Source organism: Streptomyces sp. NPDC059567, from assembly GCF_042735655.1.
In the GTDB taxonomy this organism is placed as follows: Bacteria; Actinomycetota; Actinomycetes; order Streptomycetales; family Streptomycetaceae; genus Streptomyces.
Window position 1 is genome coordinate 74061 of record NZ_JBHWBS010000018.1, and the last position, 19370, is coordinate 93430.

Annotated in this window: 16 protein-coding genes; 6 read left to right on the forward strand and 10 right to left on the reverse strand. The window is 70.8% G+C overall.

All coding sequences use genetic code 11. The features are described from left to right. On the reverse strand, nucleotides 1-410 hold a 410-nt coding region (locus ACFVZW_RS11910), incomplete at its 3' end, for an LURP-one-related/scramblase family protein (protein ID WP_384519945.1). Nucleotides 411-601: 191 nt separating this feature from the next. On the opposite strand from ACFVZW_RS11910, the gene ACFVZW_RS11915 reads away from it, so the two are divergent. After that, on the forward strand, nucleotides 602-2407 hold the full coding sequence (locus tag ACFVZW_RS11915) for an NHL domain-containing thioredoxin family protein (protein ID WP_384519947.1): 1806 nt from the start codon (nucleotides 602-604) through the stop codon (nucleotides 2405-2407). Between the two features lie 79 nt (nucleotides 2408-2486). On the opposite strand, the gene ACFVZW_RS11920 is transcribed toward ACFVZW_RS11915, so the two are convergent. The 7 genes from ACFVZW_RS11920 to ACFVZW_RS11950 form a co-directional block, all read right to left on the reverse strand. Continuing rightward, a complete protein-coding gene (locus tag ACFVZW_RS11920; protein ID WP_384519949.1) occupies nucleotides 2487-2831 on the reverse strand; it encodes a hypothetical protein in 345 nt (114 codons plus the stop codon). Between the two features lie 79 nt (nucleotides 2832-2910). Further along, nucleotides 2911-3138: a DUF6458 family protein gene (locus ACFVZW_RS11925; RefSeq protein WP_329118610.1), complete on the reverse strand. Its 228-nt coding sequence runs from the start codon at nucleotides 3136-3138 to the stop codon at nucleotides 2911-2913. A gap of 53 nt (nucleotides 3139-3191) precedes the next feature. Beyond that, entirely contained in the window at nucleotides 3192-4481 is a 1290-nt protein-coding gene (locus ACFVZW_RS11930) for a M18 family aminopeptidase (RefSeq protein WP_384519950.1), read from the reverse strand. Between the two features lie 108 nt (nucleotides 4482-4589). Then, nucleotides 4590-6419: an acyl-CoA dehydrogenase gene (locus tag ACFVZW_RS11935; protein WP_384519952.1), complete on the reverse strand. Its 1830-nt coding sequence runs from the start codon at nucleotides 6417-6419 to the stop codon at nucleotides 4590-4592. Nucleotides 6420-6624: 205 nt separating this feature from the next. Beyond that, complete coding sequence (locus ACFVZW_RS11940) at nucleotides 6625-7179, reverse strand: hypothetical protein (protein WP_384519953.1); 555 nt, start codon at nucleotides 7177-7179, stop codon at nucleotides 6625-6627. Then, nucleotides 7176-9092 (reverse strand): alpha/beta hydrolase, encoded by a 1917-nt coding sequence (locus ACFVZW_RS11945; RefSeq protein ID WP_384519954.1) that lies wholly within the window; start codon nucleotides 9090-9092, stop codon nucleotides 7176-7178. Before ACFVZW_RS11945 ends, ACFVZW_RS11940 begins: the two co-directional genes overlap by 4 nt. Nucleotides 9093-9097: 5 nt before the next feature. Next, a complete protein-coding gene (locus ACFVZW_RS11950) occupies nucleotides 9098-9535 on the reverse strand; it encodes a hypothetical protein (protein WP_384519956.1) in 438 nt (145 codons plus the stop codon). Between the two features lie 260 nt (nucleotides 9536-9795). Here ACFVZW_RS11950 and ACFVZW_RS11955 point away from each other — a divergent pair, with 260 nt between their 5' ends. The 3 genes from ACFVZW_RS11955 to ACFVZW_RS11965 all read left to right on the forward strand — a co-directional run bounded on the left by ACFVZW_RS11955 (nucleotide 9796) and on the right by ACFVZW_RS11965 (nucleotide 12689). Continuing rightward, complete coding sequence (locus ACFVZW_RS11955) at nucleotides 9796-10287, forward strand: SseB family protein (RefSeq protein ID WP_384519958.1); 492 nt, start codon at nucleotides 9796-9798, stop codon at nucleotides 10285-10287. A 114-nt stretch (nucleotides 10288-10401) separates the two neighbouring features. Beyond that, on the forward strand, nucleotides 10402-11364 hold the full coding sequence (locus ACFVZW_RS11960) for a pirin family protein (protein WP_384519960.1): 963 nt from the start codon (nucleotides 10402-10404) through the stop codon (nucleotides 11362-11364). 305 nt (nucleotides 11365-11669) lie between these two features. Further along, on the forward strand, nucleotides 11670-12689 hold the full coding sequence (locus ACFVZW_RS11965) for an AI-2E family transporter (RefSeq protein ID WP_384519987.1): 1020 nt from the start codon (nucleotides 11670-11672) through the stop codon (nucleotides 12687-12689). A gap of 9 nt (nucleotides 12690-12698) precedes the next feature. Here the strand turns inward: ACFVZW_RS11965 and ACFVZW_RS11970 are convergent, their stop codons facing one another. Further along, the gene (locus ACFVZW_RS11970) at nucleotides 12699-13517 is read right to left on the reverse strand and encodes an MBL fold metallo-hydrolase (protein WP_384519962.1); all 819 of its coding nucleotides are present in this window, start codon (nucleotides 13515-13517) and stop codon (nucleotides 12699-12701) included. Nucleotides 13518-13957: 440 nt separating this feature from the next. After that, the gene (locus ACFVZW_RS11975) at nucleotides 13958-16138 is read right to left on the reverse strand and encodes a SpoIIE family protein phosphatase (RefSeq protein WP_384519964.1); all 2181 of its coding nucleotides are present in this window, start codon (nucleotides 16136-16138) and stop codon (nucleotides 13958-13960) included. 136 nt (nucleotides 16139-16274) lie between these two features. Between ACFVZW_RS11975 and aspS the strand changes: the two genes are divergently transcribed. Together aspS and ACFVZW_RS11985 are read left to right on the forward strand one after the other, a co-directional pair. After that, the gene (gene aspS / locus ACFVZW_RS11980; RefSeq protein WP_384519965.1) at nucleotides 16275-18104 is read left to right on the forward strand and encodes an aspartate--tRNA ligase; all 1830 of its coding nucleotides are present in this window, start codon (nucleotides 16275-16277) and stop codon (nucleotides 18102-18104) included. 146 nt (nucleotides 18105-18250) lie between these two features. Next, nucleotides 18251-19186 carry an intradiol ring-cleavage dioxygenase gene (locus ACFVZW_RS11985; RefSeq protein ID WP_384519966.1) on the forward strand — a complete coding sequence of 312 codons (936 nt, stop codon included), beginning with the start codon at nucleotides 18251-18253 and terminating at the stop codon, nucleotides 19184-19186. Nucleotides 19187-19370 lie beyond the last annotated feature (184 nt).

A 19370-nucleotide genomic window follows, 5' to 3' on the forward strand; every position in this document is an offset into this window, starting at 1 on the left:
GTGAGCCTGTGTGGCTGCGCGCCCCGCCCCCCCCCGGGCGGGGGGTGTGGGGGGCTTCTTTCCCGTCTCGACCCCCCCCCCCCCCCCCCCCGGTCCAGGATCCGGCCGCTGACGTCGAGCTCGGTGCCCTCGACCAGCGTGACCCGGAAGTGGTTGCGGAGCAGCGAGAGCCGCTTCCTGCGGATCGTGGCGAGCGGGCGGTCGTCCCGCTCGATCGTCATCGCGTCCCGCAGGCTGAACATCTTCTGCCGCAGAGTGATCAGGACCTGCCCGAGCGGGTCCTTCAGCTCCAGGGTGTCGCGCAGCCGCAGCGCCTTGCCGTCGACGAGGAAGGCATGCCGCCCGCTCTCGTCCTCGATCCAGTAGTCGTCGCCGATGGCGAAGATTTTGTCCCGTACGAGGTATTTCATGACGTCAGGGCTTCCCCGTCGGGTGCCGGTTCACGCAGCCGCGGGGGCAGGGCCGACCGGGACCGGGCTCGCGCCGCGCCCCCGCGCCACAGGTCGGTGCCCGTGCGCGCCCGACCGTCGCTCACCGGCACCGGCCTCGCCGTACGTACGCGTGTGACCCGGTCTTCACACCCGGATGGCAAGCTTGAAGCATGAACGATGCCGCCCCGGCGCCCACCCCCGCGCCCGCGACCCGCCGTGCCCGTGTCCGTGCCCCCGAGCTGATCGGCAAGGGCGGATGGATCAACACCGGCGGGAAGGAACTGAACCTCGCCGACCTCCGGGGTCGCGTAGTGATCCTGGATTTCTGGACGTTTTGCTGCATCAACTGCCTGCACGTCCTCGACGAGCTCCGTGAGCTGGAGGAGAAGCACCGCGACACCCTCGTGATCATCGGTGTCCACTCCCCCAAGTTCGTCCACGAGGCCGAGCACCAGGCCGTCGTCGACGCCGTCGAGCGGTACGAGGTCCATCACCCCGTCCTCGACGACCCCGAGCTCGCGACCTGGAAGCAGTACGCCGTACGCGCCTGGCCGACGCTCGTCGTCATCGATCCCGAGGGGTACGTCGTCGCCCAGCACGCGGGTGAGGGGCATGCCAACGCCATTCGGACGCTCGTCGAGGAGCTGGAGGCCGAGCACGGGGCCAAGGGGACGCTGCGGCGCGGGGACGGGCCGTACGTGCCGCCGGAGCCCGTCGCGACCGATCTGCGCTTCCCCGGCAAGGCCGTCCTGCTGCCCTCCGGGAACTTCCTGGTCTCCGACACCACCCGCCACCAGCTCGTCGAGCTGGCGCCGGACGGGGAGAGCGTGGTGCGGCGGATCGGGGACGGCGAGTTCCGCGAGCCGCAGGGGCTCACCGTGCTCCCCGACGGCACGGTCGTCGTCGCCGACACCGTGAACCACGCGCTGCGCGCCTACGACCCCGAGAGCGGCGCGATCGAGCTGCTCGCCGGCACCGGGAAGCAGTGGTGGCAGGGGTCGCCCACCTCGGGGCCCGCCCTGGAGGTCGACCTCTCCTCGCCGTGGGACGTGGCCTGGTGGCAGGGCAAGGTGTGGATCGCCATGGCCGGTGTCCACCAGCTGTGGACCTACGACCCCGCCACGCGGACGGTGGAGGTCGCCGCCGGTACGACCAACGAAGGGCTCGTCGACGGGCCGGCCGCCGAGGCCTGGTTCGCGCAGCCCTCCGGGCTCGCCGCCACCGAGGAGCGGCTGTGGATCGCCGACTCGGAGACCAGCGCCCTGCGCTGGATCGACACCGACGGCGTCGTGCACACCGCGGTCGGCACCGGCCTCTTCGACTTCGGCCACCGCGACGGCGCCGCCGGCCAGGCGCTCCTCCAGCACCCGCTGGGCGTGACCGTCCTCCCCGACGGGTCGGTCGCCGTCAGCGACACGTACAACCACGCCCTGCGCCGCTTCGACCCGGCGACGGGCGAGGTGACCACCCTCGCCACCGACCTGCGCGAGCCGAGCGACGCCGTGCTCGTCGGGGACGAGATCGTCGTCGTCGAGTCGGCGCGGCACCGGCTGACGCGTCTGCGGCTGCCCGAGGAGGCCGTCCAGGTCGAGGCGGTCGCCCACCGCACGCAGCGCGAGGCCACCGAGGTGGCGCCCGGCCGGCTCCGGCTCGACGTCGTCTTCCAGGCGCCGACCGGGCAGAAGCTGGACGAGCGCTACGGCCCCTCCACCCGGCTCCTCGTCTCCTCGACCCCGCCCGAGCTGCTGCTCGCCGGCGAGGGCACGGGCACGGACCTCTTCCGGGAGCTGGACCTCGACCCGGAGATCACGGAGGGCGTGCTGCACGTCTCGGCGATGGCGGCGTCCTGCGACGACGACCCGGCCAACGAGTACCCGGCCTGCCATGTGCACCAGCAGGACTGGGGCGTTCCGGTGAAGGTGACGGCGGAGGGCATGCAGCGGCTCCCGCTCATCCTGGCCGGGATGGACGCCTGACGCCTAGCGACGGCCGCCTGTGGGACCCGACCAGGTCGGGTCCCACAGGCGCAGCCGCCCACAAGCCCCCGCACCGCCCCTAGCGCACGAATCCCTGGTTCTTGGACGTGCGTCCCGCCGCTCCGTCGAGGCAGCCCTCCACCCATGCCCGGGGGTCGTGGACGGCCCGGTCGCCGCCCATTCCCCATCGCTCCATCGCCGCGCACTCGCCGGCGAGGAGCGCCCGGGTCCGTTTCCCGTCGACGTCGGCCTGGCGGATGCGGACGGCCTGGAGATAGCCGCCCTCGTAGGCGATGTCCGTGCCCCAGGGCGGGCGTTCGTCGTACCTGGCGATCCCGTAGCCCGCGACGGCCGTGCCGATCAGCACGGCCGTGGCGACGCAGGCGATGAACTTCCCCCGGGGAGGGCCCTCGTGACGTTCCATGAGGTCGACGGTGTCAGGAGCGGCCTTTCCCGGATGTTTCGTCAGGCGACGATGGCCCGCGCCTGACGGCCCGGCGCGGTCAGTAGCCGCCGTCGCGCCGGTCCTCGTCCACGACCGTGGGGGCCGTCGGTGGGACGACGACCCGTCGGCGCCGCGCGATGCTGGTGAACGTGGCCAAACCGATGAGACCGACCGCCATCATGATCAGTCCCACCAGGTCGAGGTTGACGCCGTCGAGCTCCCAGTCCGTGGCGAACGTGAGGATCGCGCCCACGGCGATGAGGATGATGCAGCCTCCCAGGCCCATGAATCCCGCCTCCTAGTGGGGTGGTCAGGATCGCGTACCCGGGTCCTGGGCGGCTATCCCTCCAGGAACGCCACGAGCGCGTTCGCGAGCAGGTACGGGTCCCTCGCGCCGCACAGTTCGCGGGCGCTGTGCATGGAGAGGATCGCGACGCCGATGTCGACGGTCGTGATGCCGTGGCGCGCGGCGGTGATGGGGCCGATCGTCGTGCCGCACGGCATCTCGTTGTTCGACACGAACGACTGCCACGGCACGCCGGCCTTCTCGCAGGCCGCGGCGAACACGGCGCGGCCGCTGCCGTCGGTGGCGTAGCGCTGGTTGACGTTGACCTTGAGGATCGGGCCGCCGTTGGCGCGCGGGTGGTGCGTCGGGTCGTGGCGCTCCGCGTAGTTGGGGTGGACGGCGTGGCCGGTGTCGGAGGAGAGACAGATCGTGCCGGCGAAGGCGCGGGCCTTGTCCTCGTACGCTCCGCCACGCGCGAAGACCGATCGCTCCAGGACCGAGCCGAGCAGCGGGCCCTGGGCGCCGGTGTCGGACTCGGAGCCGTTCTCCTCGTGGTCGAAGGCGGCGAGGACCGGGATGTACGCGAGGTCGGGGCGCGCGGACACGGCGGCGAGCGCGGCCACGCCCGCGTGGACCGAGATCAGGTTGTCCATGCGGGGGCCGGCGACGAGCTCGCGGTCCCGGCCGAGGTAGGAGGGGGCCTCGACGGAGTGGACCATCAGGTCCCAGCCGGCCACGTCCTCGGCGTCGACTCCGGCCTCCTGGGCCACGAAGGAGATCAGGTCGCCCTCGTGGACCTCGCCGAGGCCCCAGATGGGCTGCATGTGGCGCTGCCGGTCGAGCTTGAGGCCGTCGTTGACCTGGCGGTCGAGGTGGATGGCGAGCTGCGGGACGCGCAGCACGGCGCGGTCCACGTTCACCAGGTGGTGGCTGCCGTCGCGGAGGGTGAGGCGGCCGGCGAGGCCGAGGTCGCGGTCGAGCCAGGTGTTGAGCAGCGTCCCGCCGTACGTCTCGACGGCCACCTGCCGCCAGCCCTGGGCGCCCATGTCGGGCTGCGGCTTGACCCGCAGGTTGGGGGAGTCGGTGTGGGCGCCGACGATCCGGTACGGGGTGTGGGCGTCGGCGCCCTCGGGTACGTACCAGGCGATGAGCGCGCCGCCGCGGATCACGTACTTCCCACCGGCGGAGGCGTCCCAGGCCGCGGTCTCCTCGACCTGCCGGAAGCCTGCCTTCTCCAGTCGCTCGGCGGCGTTCGCCACGGCGTGGTACGGCGACGGGGACGCCGCCAGGAAGGTCATGAGGTCGTCGGTGTGGCCGCGGTCGAAGCGGGCGGAGCTCGTCATGGGTTCACCTTACGCACGCGTCGGAATGCGAGAACGTCGCCCCGAAAGACGGAACGGCCCACTCCCCTCCCCGGGAGCGAGCCGTTCGTCAGTGGACGGGGGCGCGTACTAGAACGCGGCCTCGTCCAGGTCCATCAGCGAGCCGTCGACGGCCTCGGCGAGGGCGCGCTCGGCGCTGACCCCCGGCAGGACGTTGGCGGCGAAGAACTTCGCGGCCGCGATCTTGCCGGTGTAGAACGCCTGGTCCTTGGCGGAGGCGCCGGCGGCCAGCTTCTCGGCGGCGACGGCCGCACCCTTGAGGAGCAGGTAGCCGACGACGACGTCACCGGAGGCCATCAGCAGGCGGGTGGTGTTGAGGCCGACCTTGTAGATGTTCTTGACGTCCTCGCCGGTGGCGGTGAGGTCGGTGAGCATCGCGCCGACGATGCCCTCCAGGTCCACGGCCGCCTTGGCGAGCGCGTCGCGGGCGCCGGCCAGCTCCTCGCCGCCGGTGCCGACCGCGAGGAACTTCTTGATCTCCTCGGCCAGCGCGTTCAGGGAGGCGCCCTGGTCGCGGACGATCTTGCGGAAGAAGAAGTCCTGGCCCTGGATGGCCGTGGTGCCCTCGTAGAGGGTGTCGATCTTGGCGTCCCGGATGTACTGCTCGATCGGGTACTCCTGCAGGAAGCCGGAGCCGCCGAAGGTCTGGAGCGACTGCGCGAGCTGCTCGTAGCCCTTCTCGGAGCCGTAGCCCTTCACGATCGGCAGCAGCAGGTCGTTCAGGCCGATCTCGGCCTTCGCGTCCTCGCCGGCGGCCTCCTTGAGCTGGATCGCGTCCTGCACGGCGGCCGTGTAGAGGACGAGGGAGCGCATGCCCTCGGCGTACGCCTTCTGAGTCATCAGCGAGCGGCGGACGTCGGGGTGGTGCGTGATGGTGACCTTGGGCGCGGCCTTGTCCATGAAGTTCGCCAGGTCGGTGCCCTGGACGCGCTCCTTGGCGTACTCCAGGGCGTTGAGGTAGCCCGTGGAGAGGGTGGAGATCGCCTTCGTGCCGACCATCATGCGGGCGAACTCGATGATGAGGAACATCTGGCGGATGCCGTCGTGCTTGTCGCCGATCAGCCAGCCCTTGGCGGGGTGCTGGTCGCCGAAGGTCATCTCGCACGTGTTGGAGGCCTTGAGGCCCATCTTGTGCTCGACGTTGGTGGCGTAGACGCCGTTGCGCTCGCCCAGCTCGCCGGTCTCCCAGTCGAAGTGGTACTTCGGCACGAGGAAGAGGGAGAGGCCCTTGGTGCCCGGGCCATGGCCCTCGGGGCGGGCGAGGACGTAGTGGAGGATGTTCTCCTCCATGTCGTGCTCACCGGAGGTGATGAAGCGCTTCACGCCCTCGATGTGCCAGGAGCCGTCCTCCTGCTGGACCGCCTTGGTGCGGCCGGCGCCGACGTCCGAACCGGCGTCCGGCTCGGTGAGGACCATCGTGGAGCCCCACTGGCGCTCGACGGCGATCTGCGCGACCTTCTTCTGCGCCTCGTTGCCCTCGTTGAAGAGGATGCCGGCGAAGGCCGGGCCGGAGGAGTACATCCACACGGCCGGGTTCGCGCCGAGGATCAGCTCCGCGTAGGCCCAGATCAGGGAGCGCGGGGAGGTGGTGCCGCCGATCTCCTCGGGCAGGCCGAGGCGCCAGTACTCGGAGTCCATGAAGGCCTTGTAGGACTTCTTGAAGCTCGCCGGGACCGGGGCGGTGTTCGTCTCGGGGTCGAAGACCGGCGGGTTGCGGTCGGCGTCGGCGAAGGACTCGGCCAGCTCGTTCTCGGAGAGGCGGGTCAGCTCCTCCAGAACGCTCTTGGCGGTCTCGACGTCCATCTCCTCGAACGGACCGGTGCCGTACACCTTGTCGCGCCCGAGCACCTCGAAGAGGTTGAACTCGATGTCGCGGAGATTCGACTTGTAGTGCCCCATGGCGACGGCTCCGTAAGGATCGGGGAGGCGGATGTCCTGGTATGCGCGCGTGCTCGTACTACCGGTGAGTAGCCCACGCTTCTCTACGATGATGCTACCCACCGGTAATAAGAGCAACCCCTATCGGGCCATCTGTGACGCGGGCCGCAGAAAAAGGGGCCCGGGGGTGTTGCCCCGGGCCCCTCTCGCGGTCGCTTCGGGCCGTTCAGGCACCTACCTCGTACGCCGGGTCGGTGTAGCAGGGCGAGGTGACGGAGACCGAGATGCTGTCGCGCGCCTCCTTCTCCCACTTCGAGGCGTCCTTGTACGTCGAGGGGAGCAGCAGCTCGATCGTCGCCGTGTGGTGGTCCTTCTCGTGCTCGACGTCCAGCTGCAGCTGCTTGGCCTCCGACTTCGCGGGCTCGAAGCGGAGGACCTTCCACCCCTTGGCCGGAAGATCCTGGTGGAGCTTGTCCATGGTCTGCTTCAGGGCGTCGGCGGTCGGCGCGTACATCGACCAGAAATGGCGCACCCGGAAGCCGTTCTCCACACCGTCGCAGGGGGCGGCGTCCGGTGCCCCGTTGTTCGCCTCGCGCAGCCCCGCCGCGTCGAAGATCGCGCTGGACTGGCTCCTGACCAGGTCCTTGGCCGCGTCGACCTTCATCGGCTGCGGGTCGTAGGGCAGGCCGTCGTCGTTGCTCATGGTCGTGCATCCCGTCGCGAGGAGAAGGGCCGTGGCGGTGAGGGCTCCGCCGAGTCGGGCGATGGTGCGGCGGCTCATTGCGAAGTCACTTCCTTGTACCGGCCCGTCACGACGCGGGCCTGGTTGTTGAGGCTCTCGGTCCCGTTGTCCCAGTAGCCGCTGTGGCCGCGCGAGCCGTCGGTGGCCACGATGTGCGCGCCGAAATCGGGGTTGGTCGGGGTCAGAGGCTTCACGACACTGGCACCGTCGCCGTCCAGCCACGACGGGAGGATGTCGATGTCGACCTTCTTCGGCGCGTGTCCCCAGCCGCCGAGATCGGGGACGGGGTCACTGGTCACGAACGGGATGTTGACGCCGCCGTACTTGTCGTCGGTGACGGCGCTGAACGGGGGCGGCAGGTGCAGGCCCTTCAGATATGGGTCACTGTCCGCCTCCGCCGCGTAGACGTGGCCCTTGGGGACGTCCAGGTCGGTGGCGCTGCCCACCTGCATACCGGGGCTGCCGGCCACGAAGATGTCGTCGGCGTCCAGGTGCCCCTGCCGTGCGGCCGAGCCGATGACCGTACTGCCGTAGCTGTGGCCGGTCACGGTCAGATGGTCGCGCCCGCCCTCGTGCGAGGCGCGCAGCCCGTCGACGAAGTTGTTCAGCTTCGGGGCGCCGTCGTTGGCGTAGTGGCTGAACGGCGCGTCCTTGACGATGTGCTGCGGGGCGTCGTAGCCGAGCCAGGTGATCGTCGAGACGCTCTGCCCGTTCGCCAGGTTGTCACTGGCGCGCCAGAGGGTCTCCATGCGCTTGATGTCGCCGCCGATCCCCTCCAGGTTCGACGTCGTGCCCGGCACGTACATCGCCGTGTGCGTCGCGGTGTCCGGGTTGCCGTTGGCGACGATCGCGTGCCCGTGGCCCTTGGTGTCGAAGCCGAGGAGGTACGCCTCGGGGAGCGGCTTCTCGCCGGGCCGCTCCGCGATGCCGCTGCGGTCGAAGCGGGCCTGGATGGCGTCCATGCCCTTCAGGTCGGCGTCGAGCTCCTTCTTCCGGTCGCCGTACTTCTCGTCCCACTCGCGCCACGCCGGGTTCTTGATCACCGCCGGGTACTGGCCGCTCGGGTTCTGGATGTACTCCTGCGGCTGCTTCGGTATGGCGTTCAGATCGAGCTGGGTCTGGGCACGGGTCTCGGCCAGGACCATCCGGTTGGCGTCGTCGCGGACGGCGGACGGGACGCCGTCCAAGGCGCCGATGGAGGCCGGGTAGAGCGTGGCGTACTCGTCACGCTGCTCCTGGGTCAGACCGTTCCACCACTCGGCGTTCTCCTTGGGGGACTTGCCGTGCGGGATCTTGTCGTCATCGGCGTACTTCCCGGCGGCGTCCTGGAGCGCCTTGGTGTCCTTGGCGGCGTCGGCGAAGGTCTCGTCGCTGACGGTGAGTCCCGGCTCGGCCTTCAGTTTGCGCAGGACGGAGGCGTAGCGGCCGTCGATCTCGTTGGCCTCGCGGATGGCGTCGCCGATGCGCTGGGCGATCTCCTCGGCCTTGCCCTTGTTGGCGTCGGCACTGCCCACTCCCTCGCCCTTTCCGGGTGCGAGGGGGACGGGCGCACCGTGCTGGGCGGTGTTGCTGCCGGGGGCGAGGACGAAGGACTGGGTCGGGTACTCCACGGACCCGTCGGGCTTCACCGTGAACTTGAGGTTCTCGGCGTCCTCCAGCGCCTGCTTCAGCTTCTTCTGCGGGGCGGCGAGCTCGGAGGCGAGGCCGTTGAGCGCGGTGCGGATCAGCCCGCACTCGGTGTGCAGGTACTGGTAGTTACGGCTGAGCTGCCGGACGTCGCCGGTCGCGCGCTCGGCGGTCTCGCCCTTCTGCGTTTCGTTGATCTTGGCGAACATGCCGTTGTCGACACGGTCCTTGTCGACGTTGGAGCGCGAGCTGATCTTGCCCCAGCCGTCCGCCGCGTCCGTGTACTCGTTCAGCTTCACATCACGCAGTTGCTGCCAGGTGGGCATCCGGATCAGCCCTCCTTCTTCTGGGAGGGGGCGGGTGCCTCGGCGGCGATCTTGCGCTGGGTGTCGAGCTCGCGCTCGCCGAAGTCGCGGCCGGCGCTCTTGAGGGCGGATTCCAGCCGTTCGCACTCGTCGCGTACGGAGGTGAGGCGCGTCTTCCAGGTGCCGAGGATCTCGGTGAGAGCCGCGGAGGAGTCGAAGCCGGCGGTCCCGCCGCCGACGCCCTCGTTCGCCGTGTCGAGGTCGGTGAGCGAGGTGGTGGTGGAGGTGCGCAGCTCGCTCGCGGTGCCTCCGGCCTTGTGCCACGGGCCCACGTCGGCCTTCAGATTCGCGTCGCCGCCTCCGCCCCCGTCAGGGGCGGGGAGCCCCGCGAGCGTCATCGACGCGGGCTGCTCGGTCGGCTGCGTGCCACCGAACAACTCGTCCCATTTGGCGTTCAGCGCCATGTTCCACCCCCGTGGCGGCCGGAAATTGCTCACGCGAACCTAGCAAGAGAAAGGGGCCGGTGCGAAGAATCGTGCGAATAGACGGGTGCTTCGGTCGGAAGCCGCTTCGGCGTCCGGGAGTCCGTGGCCCGTTCTCGGGGGTCCGTGTCCCTTTTGCGGTCCGCGCCAGGGGTCGACGCCGGCCCGATCCGGGGTGTGCGCTCCGTCTCGGCCGGCCCGATCCGCTCTGCGCACCGCGCCCGCTCGCTAGGCTGGGGGCCATGTACGGCTACGACCAGAATCAGGGCGCCCAGCAGCAGTACGCCCCGCCGCCGCAGCAGCCGATGCCGGGCGGCGCGCAGGGCGGGATGCAGGGCGGGTACGGGCAGCAGCCTCCCCTGTATCCGGAGCCGTCTCCCCCGTCGCTCGCCGACGCCGTACGGGCCTTCACGACCGGTTCCCTCGCCGCCGAGGACTTCCAGCAGATCTTCGCGACCTCGAAGGTCTACTGCCCGCGCGGGGACAACCCCGGCTTCCTCGCCCTGCACAACACCCAGCAGCCGGTCATCCCGATGTTCACCTCGCTGAAGGAGCTGCGCCGGTACGCCGGCAAGGAGTCGAAGTACTTCGTGATCACCGGCGCCGAGGTGATCGACCTGCTCCCGACCGGGTACGGCTTCGTCCTCGACATGGAAGGCGACCACCGGATGGTCTTCGACGCGAAGGCCGTGGAGCAGATGGTCGACTTCGCGATGCGGCGGATGTACGGCTGACGCACGCTGGAGAAGTGGGAGAACGCCCGGGAGGAATTCCTCCCGGGCGTTTCGTGTTCCGGGTGGCAGGAAGTTCATCGTTCAACTAAACTGGTCGCACAAGGAGGTCCCGCCATGCCCGCTGTGACTGTCGAGAACCCGCTCACCCTGCCGCGCGTCGCCGCCCCGGCCGACGCCGTCTCCCGCCCCGTGCTCGCCGTGACCACGGCCCCGTCCGGTTTCGAGGGCGAGGGCTTCCCGGTGCGCCGCGCGTTCGCCGGGATCAACTACCAGTACCTCGACCCGTTCATCATGATGGACCAGATGGGGGAGGTGGAGTACGCCCCCGGTGAGCCCAAGGGCACCCCGTGGCACCCCCACCGCGGCTTCGAGACCGTCACGTACATCATCGACGGCACCTTCGACCACCAGGACTCCAACGGCGGTGGCGGCACCATCACCAACGGCGACACCCAGTGGATGACCGCCGGCTCCGGACTCCTCCACATCGAGGCCCCGCCGGAGTCCCTCGTCGTGAGCGGCGGACTCTTCCACGGGCTCCAGCTGTGGGTGAACCTGCCCGCCTCCGACAAGATGATGGCCCCGCGCTACCAGGACATCCGCGGCGGCCAGGTGCAGCTGCTGACCTCCCCCGACGGCGGCGCGCTGATCCGCGTCATCGCCGGAGACCTCGAAGGGCACGCGGGCCCGGGCATCACGCACACCCCCATCACGATGATCCACGCGACGATCCGGCCGGGCGCCGAGGTGACCCTGCCGTGGCGCGAGGACTTCAACGGACTCGTGTACGTGCTGGCCGGGCGCGGCTCCGCCGGTGCGGAGCGACGGCCGGTCCACATGGGCCAGACCGCCGTCTTCGGCAAGGGCGGCGCGCTGATTGTCCGGGCCGACGAGAAGCAGGACGGGCACACGCCCGACCTGGAGGTCGTCATCCTCGGCGGACAGCCGATCCGTGAACCGATGGCCCACTACGGCCCGTTCGTGATGAACACCCAGGCCGAGCTGCGCCAGGCGTTCGAGGACTTCCAGGCGGGCCGCCTCGGCACGATCCCGGCGGTGCACGGGATGGGCGAGTAGCGCAGGACGGTTCGGACTCGGGTACGGGTTCGGGTTCGGGTTCGGGTTCGGTACGGGGCTGGGCGAGGCGCCTGGCCCCGTACGCGTACCGGCTTCGTCCCGGGCTCCCTGGCCCCGTAGGCGTACGGGCGCGTCCCGAGCCGCTGGCCCCGTACCCGTACGGGCTCTGACGAGGCGTCACTCGTCCGGGTCCGTAGCGCAGGACGACACGCCGGGCGCCGTGGTCCGGTGGACGGGTGCAGACGCCGAGTCCCCGTCCCCTCCTCCCCGAGGTCGCCCGCCGGGTCGCCGCCTGGTGCGTCGTCATGCTGCTCGTCGCGGGGGTCGCCGCCGTCGCCATCTGGCTGTGCGTGGTGTTCCAGACGGCCGTCACACCCGTCCTGCTCGCGATCCTCGGCACCGCGCTCCTCGGACCGCTCAACCGGCGCCTGCTGCGGATGAAGGTGCAGAAGTCGCTCGCCGCCGGACTCACGGTCCTCGCCGTCCTCGCCTTCGTCGGCGGCGCCACCTACATCGTCGTCGTCGCCCTCATCGAGACCGGCGACCAGATCATCGCCTCGCTGCGGCAGGCCGCCACCGACATCGCCGATCATCTGGGCGCGGCCGGGACCTCGATCGACGACCTCGCCAGGAACGCGAAGGCGCTGCTGGAGAAATTCGGCGGGACCGCCGCCTCCGGGGTGATCTCGGGGCTGAGCGTCGTCGGCCAGGTGGCCGCCATGGCCGTCCTCGCCCTGCTGCTGATCTTCTTCTTCCTCAGGGACTCCGACAAGGCCGCCGGGGCCCTGCGCTCGCTCGCCCCCCGCTCGACCGGCGACACGATGGAGGCCATGGGGCGCCGCGCCTTCGAGGCCGTCGAGGGGTTCATGCGCGGGACGACCGTCGTGGCCCTCGTCGACGCCGTCCTCATCACGGCCGGGCTGCTGATCCTGCGCGTGCCCGGCGCCGTCGGGCTCGGCGCGCTCGTCTTCGTCACGGCCTACATCCCGTACCTCGGCGCGTTCCTCTCCGGGGCCGTCGCCGTCCTCGTCGCCCTCGCCGACCGGGGCTTCGTCATCGCGTTGTGGGTCCTCGGAGTCGTGCTGGCCGTCCAGGTCATCGAGGGCAACGTCCTCCAGCCCGCGATCCAGAGCCGGACCGTACAGATGCACCCGGCCGTCGTCATGCTCGCCATCACGGCCGGGGCCTCCGTCGCCGGGATCCTGGGCATGCTGCTGGCCGTACCGGTGACGGCGGCCGCCTTCGGGGTGATCGGCGAGCTGCGGAGCCGGTACGGGACCCAGGACCCGGGCGCTCCGGGCGACGGCGCGCCGGCCGGGGAGTGACGTCGGCGTTCAGGTCGCGGCCGGGATGCCGCCCGGCTCGAAGGACGCCAGCATCTGCTCGAGTGCCGCCTGGTCCGGGCCCACGAACGGATCCGAGTCCGGAGCCATCGTGATCGTCTCGATCATCAGGTCGGTCATCCGCACCGCGGGCGGCAGATGTGTCGACAGCACGATCTCCGGGTTCATCTCGCGCAGGGGCTGCACGGTCGCGCGGTACTTCTCCGGGTCCACGATGTGCACCCACGGGCTGTCCACGGTCGCCCACAGCAGCTGCGCCTGCCGAAGCTCCTCGGGCTTGAGGTCGTTCGCATGCCCGCTCTCGGCGAGCTCCGCGGTCGGCATCGGGCCGCCGAAGCAGTCGGAGCTGAAGCAGATCCTGGTCTTCTCGTCGTAGAAGCCGACCGTGGCGGGGTTGTCGAAGAGCGGTGGCTTGAAGGCGTGCAACGTGCGGTCGCCGACGTCGAGGGACTGGCCGGGGTTGAGGAAGTAGACGCGGTCCATCGGCAGCGGGCGCTCGGTGCTCATGATCCCGGCGCCGATGAAGGTGGTCACGACCTTCGCCTTCGGCGCGGCCACGAGCAGGTCGAAGATGCCGCCGGTGTGATCGCGGTCGGGGTGGGTGAGCCAGATCCAGCGGACGTCGGCGGGGTCCATGACGGAGCCGAGGGTGCTGACGAAGTCCCGGTCGGCGAGGGAGAGACCGGTGTCGACGACGACCGGTTCCCCGGCGGTGAGGACGTACGCGCTGACGGGGATGTGGCCGATCCCCGGGACTTCGAGGCTCTCGGCCAGGACGGTGGTGTCGCTGCCGACCTTGTGGGTGTCCATGACAAACTCCGTGGTCCCCCCGGCGACGGCCGTACGCCACCAGTCTCCCGCGCCCCCAGGGCCCGCGCGCGCCGACGGGGGTGTGCGTCGGGAGTGGGTGCGTCGGGGCCGCGGAGGCCTCGCGCGCCGCCGGTCCGCCCGGCCCCACGCGCGTACAGCCCCCGCCCTGTGCCCGCCACGACGCGAGCGGACAGCTCCCGCCACGACGCGAGCGGACAGCTCCCGCCACGACGCGAGCGGACAGCTCCCGCCTCGACGCGGGCGGACAGCTCCCGCCTCGACGCGGGCGGACAGCTCCCGCCTCGACGCGGGCGGACCGCGCCTGCCACGACGCGGGCGGACCGCGCCTGCCACGACGCGGGCGGACCGCGCCTGCCACGACGCGGGCGGACCGCGCCCGCCTCCACGCGCGCGTACAGCCCTCGTCCCCCGCCTCCGCGCTACCCCTTCTGCGGCTCGGTCAGTTCGAACCAGATCGACTTGCCCTCGCCCCGTGGGTCCACGCCCCACGCCTCGGCCAGCATCTCCATCAGGACCAGGCCGCGCCCCGACGACGCCATCTCCCCCGGGTGGCGCTTGTGCGGCAGCTCGTCGCTCCCGTCCGAGACCTCCACCCGCATCCGGCGGCCGGCCTCGTCGCAGGTCACCTCCGCGACGATCAGGGCGTCGCCGTCCGTGTGGATGAGGACGTTGGTGACCATCTCGGAGACCATCAGGACCGCCGAGTCGACCTGGTCCTCGTCCACCCAGTCGTGCAGCAGCTGGCGTACGTGCTGGCGGGCCGCCGCGATCCGTTCCGGTTCCGCCTGGGCGACCGTCATCATCGTGCGGCGCGGTGCCTCGCGGACGGCCGGGCCCTGGCGGGACAGGAGCAGGACCGCGATGTCGTCCTCGCGCCGGTCGGCGAGCGGCCCGGTGGTGTGGTGGGAGCCGGGGCCGTGGACCGCCTCGACGAGGCTGTCGGCCAGGTCCTCCAGGGAGTCCCCGTCGTGCCCTTCGAGCAGCGTACGGATGCGTTCCCAGCCGCTGTCCAGGTCGTGGCCGCCGGTCTCCAGGAGCCCGTCGGTGCACATCATCAGGGTCTCCCCGGGCTCCAGGGTGAACCGGGTGGTGGGGTAGTCGGTGTCCGGGTCGATGCCGAGCGGCAGCCCGCCGGCCGTGGGCCGCAGGAGAACCGTTCCGTCGGTCATCCGGACCGCCGGGTCGGGGTGTCCGGCCCGTGCGATGTCCACGACGCCGGTGACGGGGTCGATCTCCATGTAGAGGCAGGTCGCGAAGCGAGGCCCGCCGTCGTGCGCGCCCCTGTCGGGGCCCTCCTCGCCGATTTCGATCCCCCCGATCCCGACGCCCCCGTTCCCGGACCCGACGGCACCGTCCACACCCCGGCCGGCGCCCGTGACGCCCCCGTGCCCGTCGCCGTTCGTGATCCCGTACAGGAAGCGCGAGGCGCGGGAGAGGACGGCGTCCGGCCGGTGGCCCTCGGAGGCGTACGCCCGAAGCGCGATCCGGAGCTGGCCCATCAGCCCGGCGGCGCGGACGTCGTGGCCCTGGACGTCGCCGATGACGAGCGCGATACGGCCGCCGGGAAGCTGGATCATGTCGTACCAGTCGCCGCCGACCTGGAGCCCGCCGCCGGTGGGGACGTACCGCGCGGCGACGTGCAGCCCCGGGATGCCGGGGCCGAGCACCGGCATCATCGTGCGCTGCAGTCCGAGCGAGAGCTCCCGCTCGGACTCCGCGACCCCGGCCCGGGCGAGAGCCTGGGCGAGCATCCGCGCGACCGTGGTGAGCACGGACCGCTCGTCGGGGGTGAAGGCGACCTGGTGCTTGAAGGCGGCCATCCACGCGCCCATGGTGCGCCCGGCCACGATGAGCGGAAGGTACGCCCACGACTGCCGGCCGAAGCGCTGCGCGAGCGGCCAGGTCACCGGGAAGCGCCGCAGGTACTCGTCCGGCGACGGCAGATAGATCGCCCGCCCGGTCCGTACGACCTCGGCCGCCGGATAGTCGGTGTCCACCGACATCGAGGTGAAGGGGCCCTCGTCGCCGGCGTTGTGCCCGTGATGGCCGATGATCGTCAGCCGTTCGCCGGCGACCCCGAAGACGGCGAGTCCGTCGGGCGAGAAGCCCGGCATGGAGAGCGAGGCGGCGACCCGCAGCACCTCGGCGGTGGACCTGGCCTCGGCCAGCGCCCGCCCCGCGTCGAGCAGGAACGCCTCGCGCGAGCGGCGCCAGTCGCCGGTGACGGGCGTACGGGCGGCGGTGCCGGGCTGGGGTTCGGCGACCTCCTGGAGGGTGCCGACGAGCTGGTAGTCACCGGCCTCGACGAGCGGCTTGGATCTGCTCCGTACGGTACGGATCACCCGTCCGTGTCCGTCCATGATCCGCATCCGGGCCTCGGCGAGCGTCCCCTCGGCCACGGCGAGGTTCACGACCCCGTCGATCTCGTTCCAGTCGACGGGATGAAAACGGGAGCGTACGGCCGCTTCCGTGAGCTGGACCGGTTCGGCGGGCAGCCCGAGGAGCCGGGCCGCCTCGGCGTCGAGCGTGACGATCCCGGACGCGTTGTCCCAGCGCCACATGCCGGTCGCGATCGCGGCCAGGACATCCTCGGTGCGCATTGCCCCACTTTATGAATATCGGACTGCTGGTCGCCACTGAGAGTATTCGAAGGTCGATCTCGGGTCGCCCGGTACCCTTGACGGGCCTGGATATGTCCAGGCTTCCCATCGATCCCAGAAGACTGGATGAACGACGATGCATCGGTACAGGTCCCACACCTGCGGCGAGCTCCGCGCCTCTGACGTCGGCACCGACGTCCGGCTGAGCGGCTGGCTGCACAATCGGCGCGACCTGGGCGGCATCCTCTTCATCGATCTGCGCGATCACTACGGCATCACGCAGCTCGTCGCCCGGCCCGGCACCGCCGCGGCCGAGGTCCTCGACAAGCTGACGAAGGAGACCGTCGTCCGCGTCGACGGCAAGGTCGTCTCGCGTGGCGCGGAGAACGTCAACCCGGAGCTCGCCACCGGCGAGATCGAGATCGAGGCCGCCACGGTCGAGGTCCTGGGCGCGGCCAAGCAGATCCCGTTCACCATCAACGCCGACGACGGCGTGAACGAGGAGCGGCGCCTGGAGTACCGCTTCCTCGACCTGCGCCGCGAGCGCATGCACCGCAACATCATGCTGCGCTCCGCCGTCATCGCCTCCATCCGCTCCAAGATGGTGGCCCTCGGCTTCAACGAGATGGCGACCCCGATCCTCGCCGCGACCTCCCCCGAGGGCGCCCGCGACTTCGTCGTCCCGTCCCGTCTGAACCCGGGCAAGTTCTACGCGCTGCCGCAGGCGCCGCAGCAGTTCAAGCAGCTGCTGATGATCTCCGGCTTCGACCGCTACTTCCAGATCGCGCCGTGCTTCCGCGACGAGGACGCCCGCGCCGACCGTTCGCCGGGCGAGTTCTACCAGCTCGACGTCGAGATGAGCTTCGTCGAGCAGGAGGACGTCTTCCAGCCGATCGAGAAGCTCATGACCGAGCTCTTCGAGGAGTTCGGCGGCGGGCGTCACGTCACCTCGCCGTTCCCGCGGATCCCGTTCCGCGAGTCGATGCTCAAGTACGGCAACGACAAGCCCGACCTGCGTACGGCCCTCGAACTTGTCGACATCTCCGACGTCTTCGAGAACTCCGAGTTCAAGGCCTTCGCCGGCAAGCACGTCCGCGCGCTCGCGGTGCCGAACACGGGTGACCAGCCGCGCAAGTTCTTCGACCAGCTCGGCGACTTCGCCGTCTCCCTCGGCGCCAAGGGCCTGGCCTGGGTGCGCGTCGGCGAGGGCAACGCGCTGACCGGCCCGATCGCCAAGTTCCTCACCGAGGAGAACGTCAAGGTCCTCACCGAGCGCCTCGGTCTGGAGCCCGGCCACGCGATCTTCTTCGGCGCGGGCGAGTTCGACGAGGTCTCCAAGATCATGGGCCCGGTCCGGGTCGAGGCCGCCAAGCGCGCCGGCCAGTTCGAGGAGAACGTCTTCCGGTTCGCCTGGATCGTCGACTTCCCGATGTACGAGCGGGACGAGGAGACCGGCAAGATCGACTTCTCGCACAACCCGTTCTCCATGCCGCAGGGCGGCCTGGAGGCCCTGGAGACCCAGGACCCGCTGGACGTCCTCGGCTGGCAGTACGACATCGTCTGCAACGGCATCGAGCTGTCCTCGGGCGCGATCCGGAACCACGAGCCCGAGATCATGTTCAAGGCCTTCGAGATCGCGGGCTACTCCCGCGAGACGGTGGAGCACGAGTTCGCGGGCATGCTCCGCGCCTTCGAGTACGGCGCCCCGCCGCACGGCGGCATCGCCCCGGGCGTGGACCGCATCGTGATGCTCCTGGCCGACGAGCCGAACATCCGCGAGACGATCGCCTTCCCGCTGAACGGCAACGCCCAGGACCTCCTGATGGGCGCCCCGACGGAACTGGACGAGGCCCGCCTGCGCGAGCTGAACATCCAGCTCCGCAAGCCGGTGGAGTCGAAGGTCGTGGAAACCCCGTCCTCCGACCGCCCGATCACGGACGCGGTCCACCCGGACGCGGCGCGGTAGTCACTGGCGTTCCGCAGACGAAGGGGCCCGGGATCCTCGGATCTCGGGCCCTTCTGCCGTACGCGTCCAGGCCCTTGGCCGCATGCACAGGAACTCACAGCTGTCGCCCATACCCCTGACAGCGGGGCTTCCTAGGGTCCTCGCCCATGAGCGAGAACGCGAAGCACAAGAGGACCATGACGCGGCGCCGGGCGCTGGTCGCGGGCGGCGGTGTGGTCGTCGCGGCCGGGATCGGCGCCGGGGCGGTCGCGACGGCGTCGGCCGGCTCGTCGGGCAAGGGCACGTCCGGGAAGGGCGCGGCGGGTGAGGCGTGCTACCGCCTGACCTCGGAGACCACGGAAGGGCCGTACTACATCGACGCGGACAAGATCCGTAAGGACATCACCGAGGACCGGGAGGGCATCCCGCTGACCGTGCGGCTGAAGGTGATCGACGCGGACACCTGCAAGCCGCTGCGGAACGCGGCCGTCGACATCTGGCACTGCGACGCGCTGGGGATCTACTCGGGGTACGAGAGCCTGAGCACGGGCGGGGGCGGCGGGGGCGGTACGCCTCCGACGGGTACGCCTCCCACGGACGCGCCCACCGACGCGCCGACGGGTACTCCCACGGGTACGCCTCCGGGCGGTGAGCCCGGCGGCGGTGGTGGCGGTGGCGGCCACGAGGAGCCCACGGACGACAAGCGCTACCTGCGCGGCACCCAACTCACCGACAAACAGGGGTACGTGGAGTTCCGGACGGTCTTCCCGGGCTGGTACCGGGGCCGCTGCGTCCACATCCACACGAAGGTGCACATCGGCGGGAAGATGACGTCGTCCGGCTACGAGGGCGGCCACACCTGTCACACGGGCCAGCTGTTCTTCGCCGAGTCCGCCGTCCTGGACTCCGCGAAGGTGGCCCCGTACTCCACCAGCACCACGGAACGCACGACGCTCGACGAGGACACCATCTACCCGGGCAACGGCACGGAGGGCGGCCTGCTCGCCCTCAAGTACCCGAAGGGCAGGATCGCGAAGGGCGTCGTCGCCACCCTCACGATGGGCGTCGACCCGGACGAGACCCACACGGGCACGTCCTCCTAACCCCGCAGACCGTCCAGGAACAGGGCGGCGGCGAGCAGATGGCCGCTGCCCCCGGGGCGCAGGCCGTGCTCTCGCAGCCGCCGGTCGAAGTGGGGGGGGGGCCCGGGGGGCACCGACACGTCCCCGGGCCCCCCCCGGGGCGCGCCCCCCCCCGCGGGGCCCCCCCCCGGGGGGCCGCCCGGGG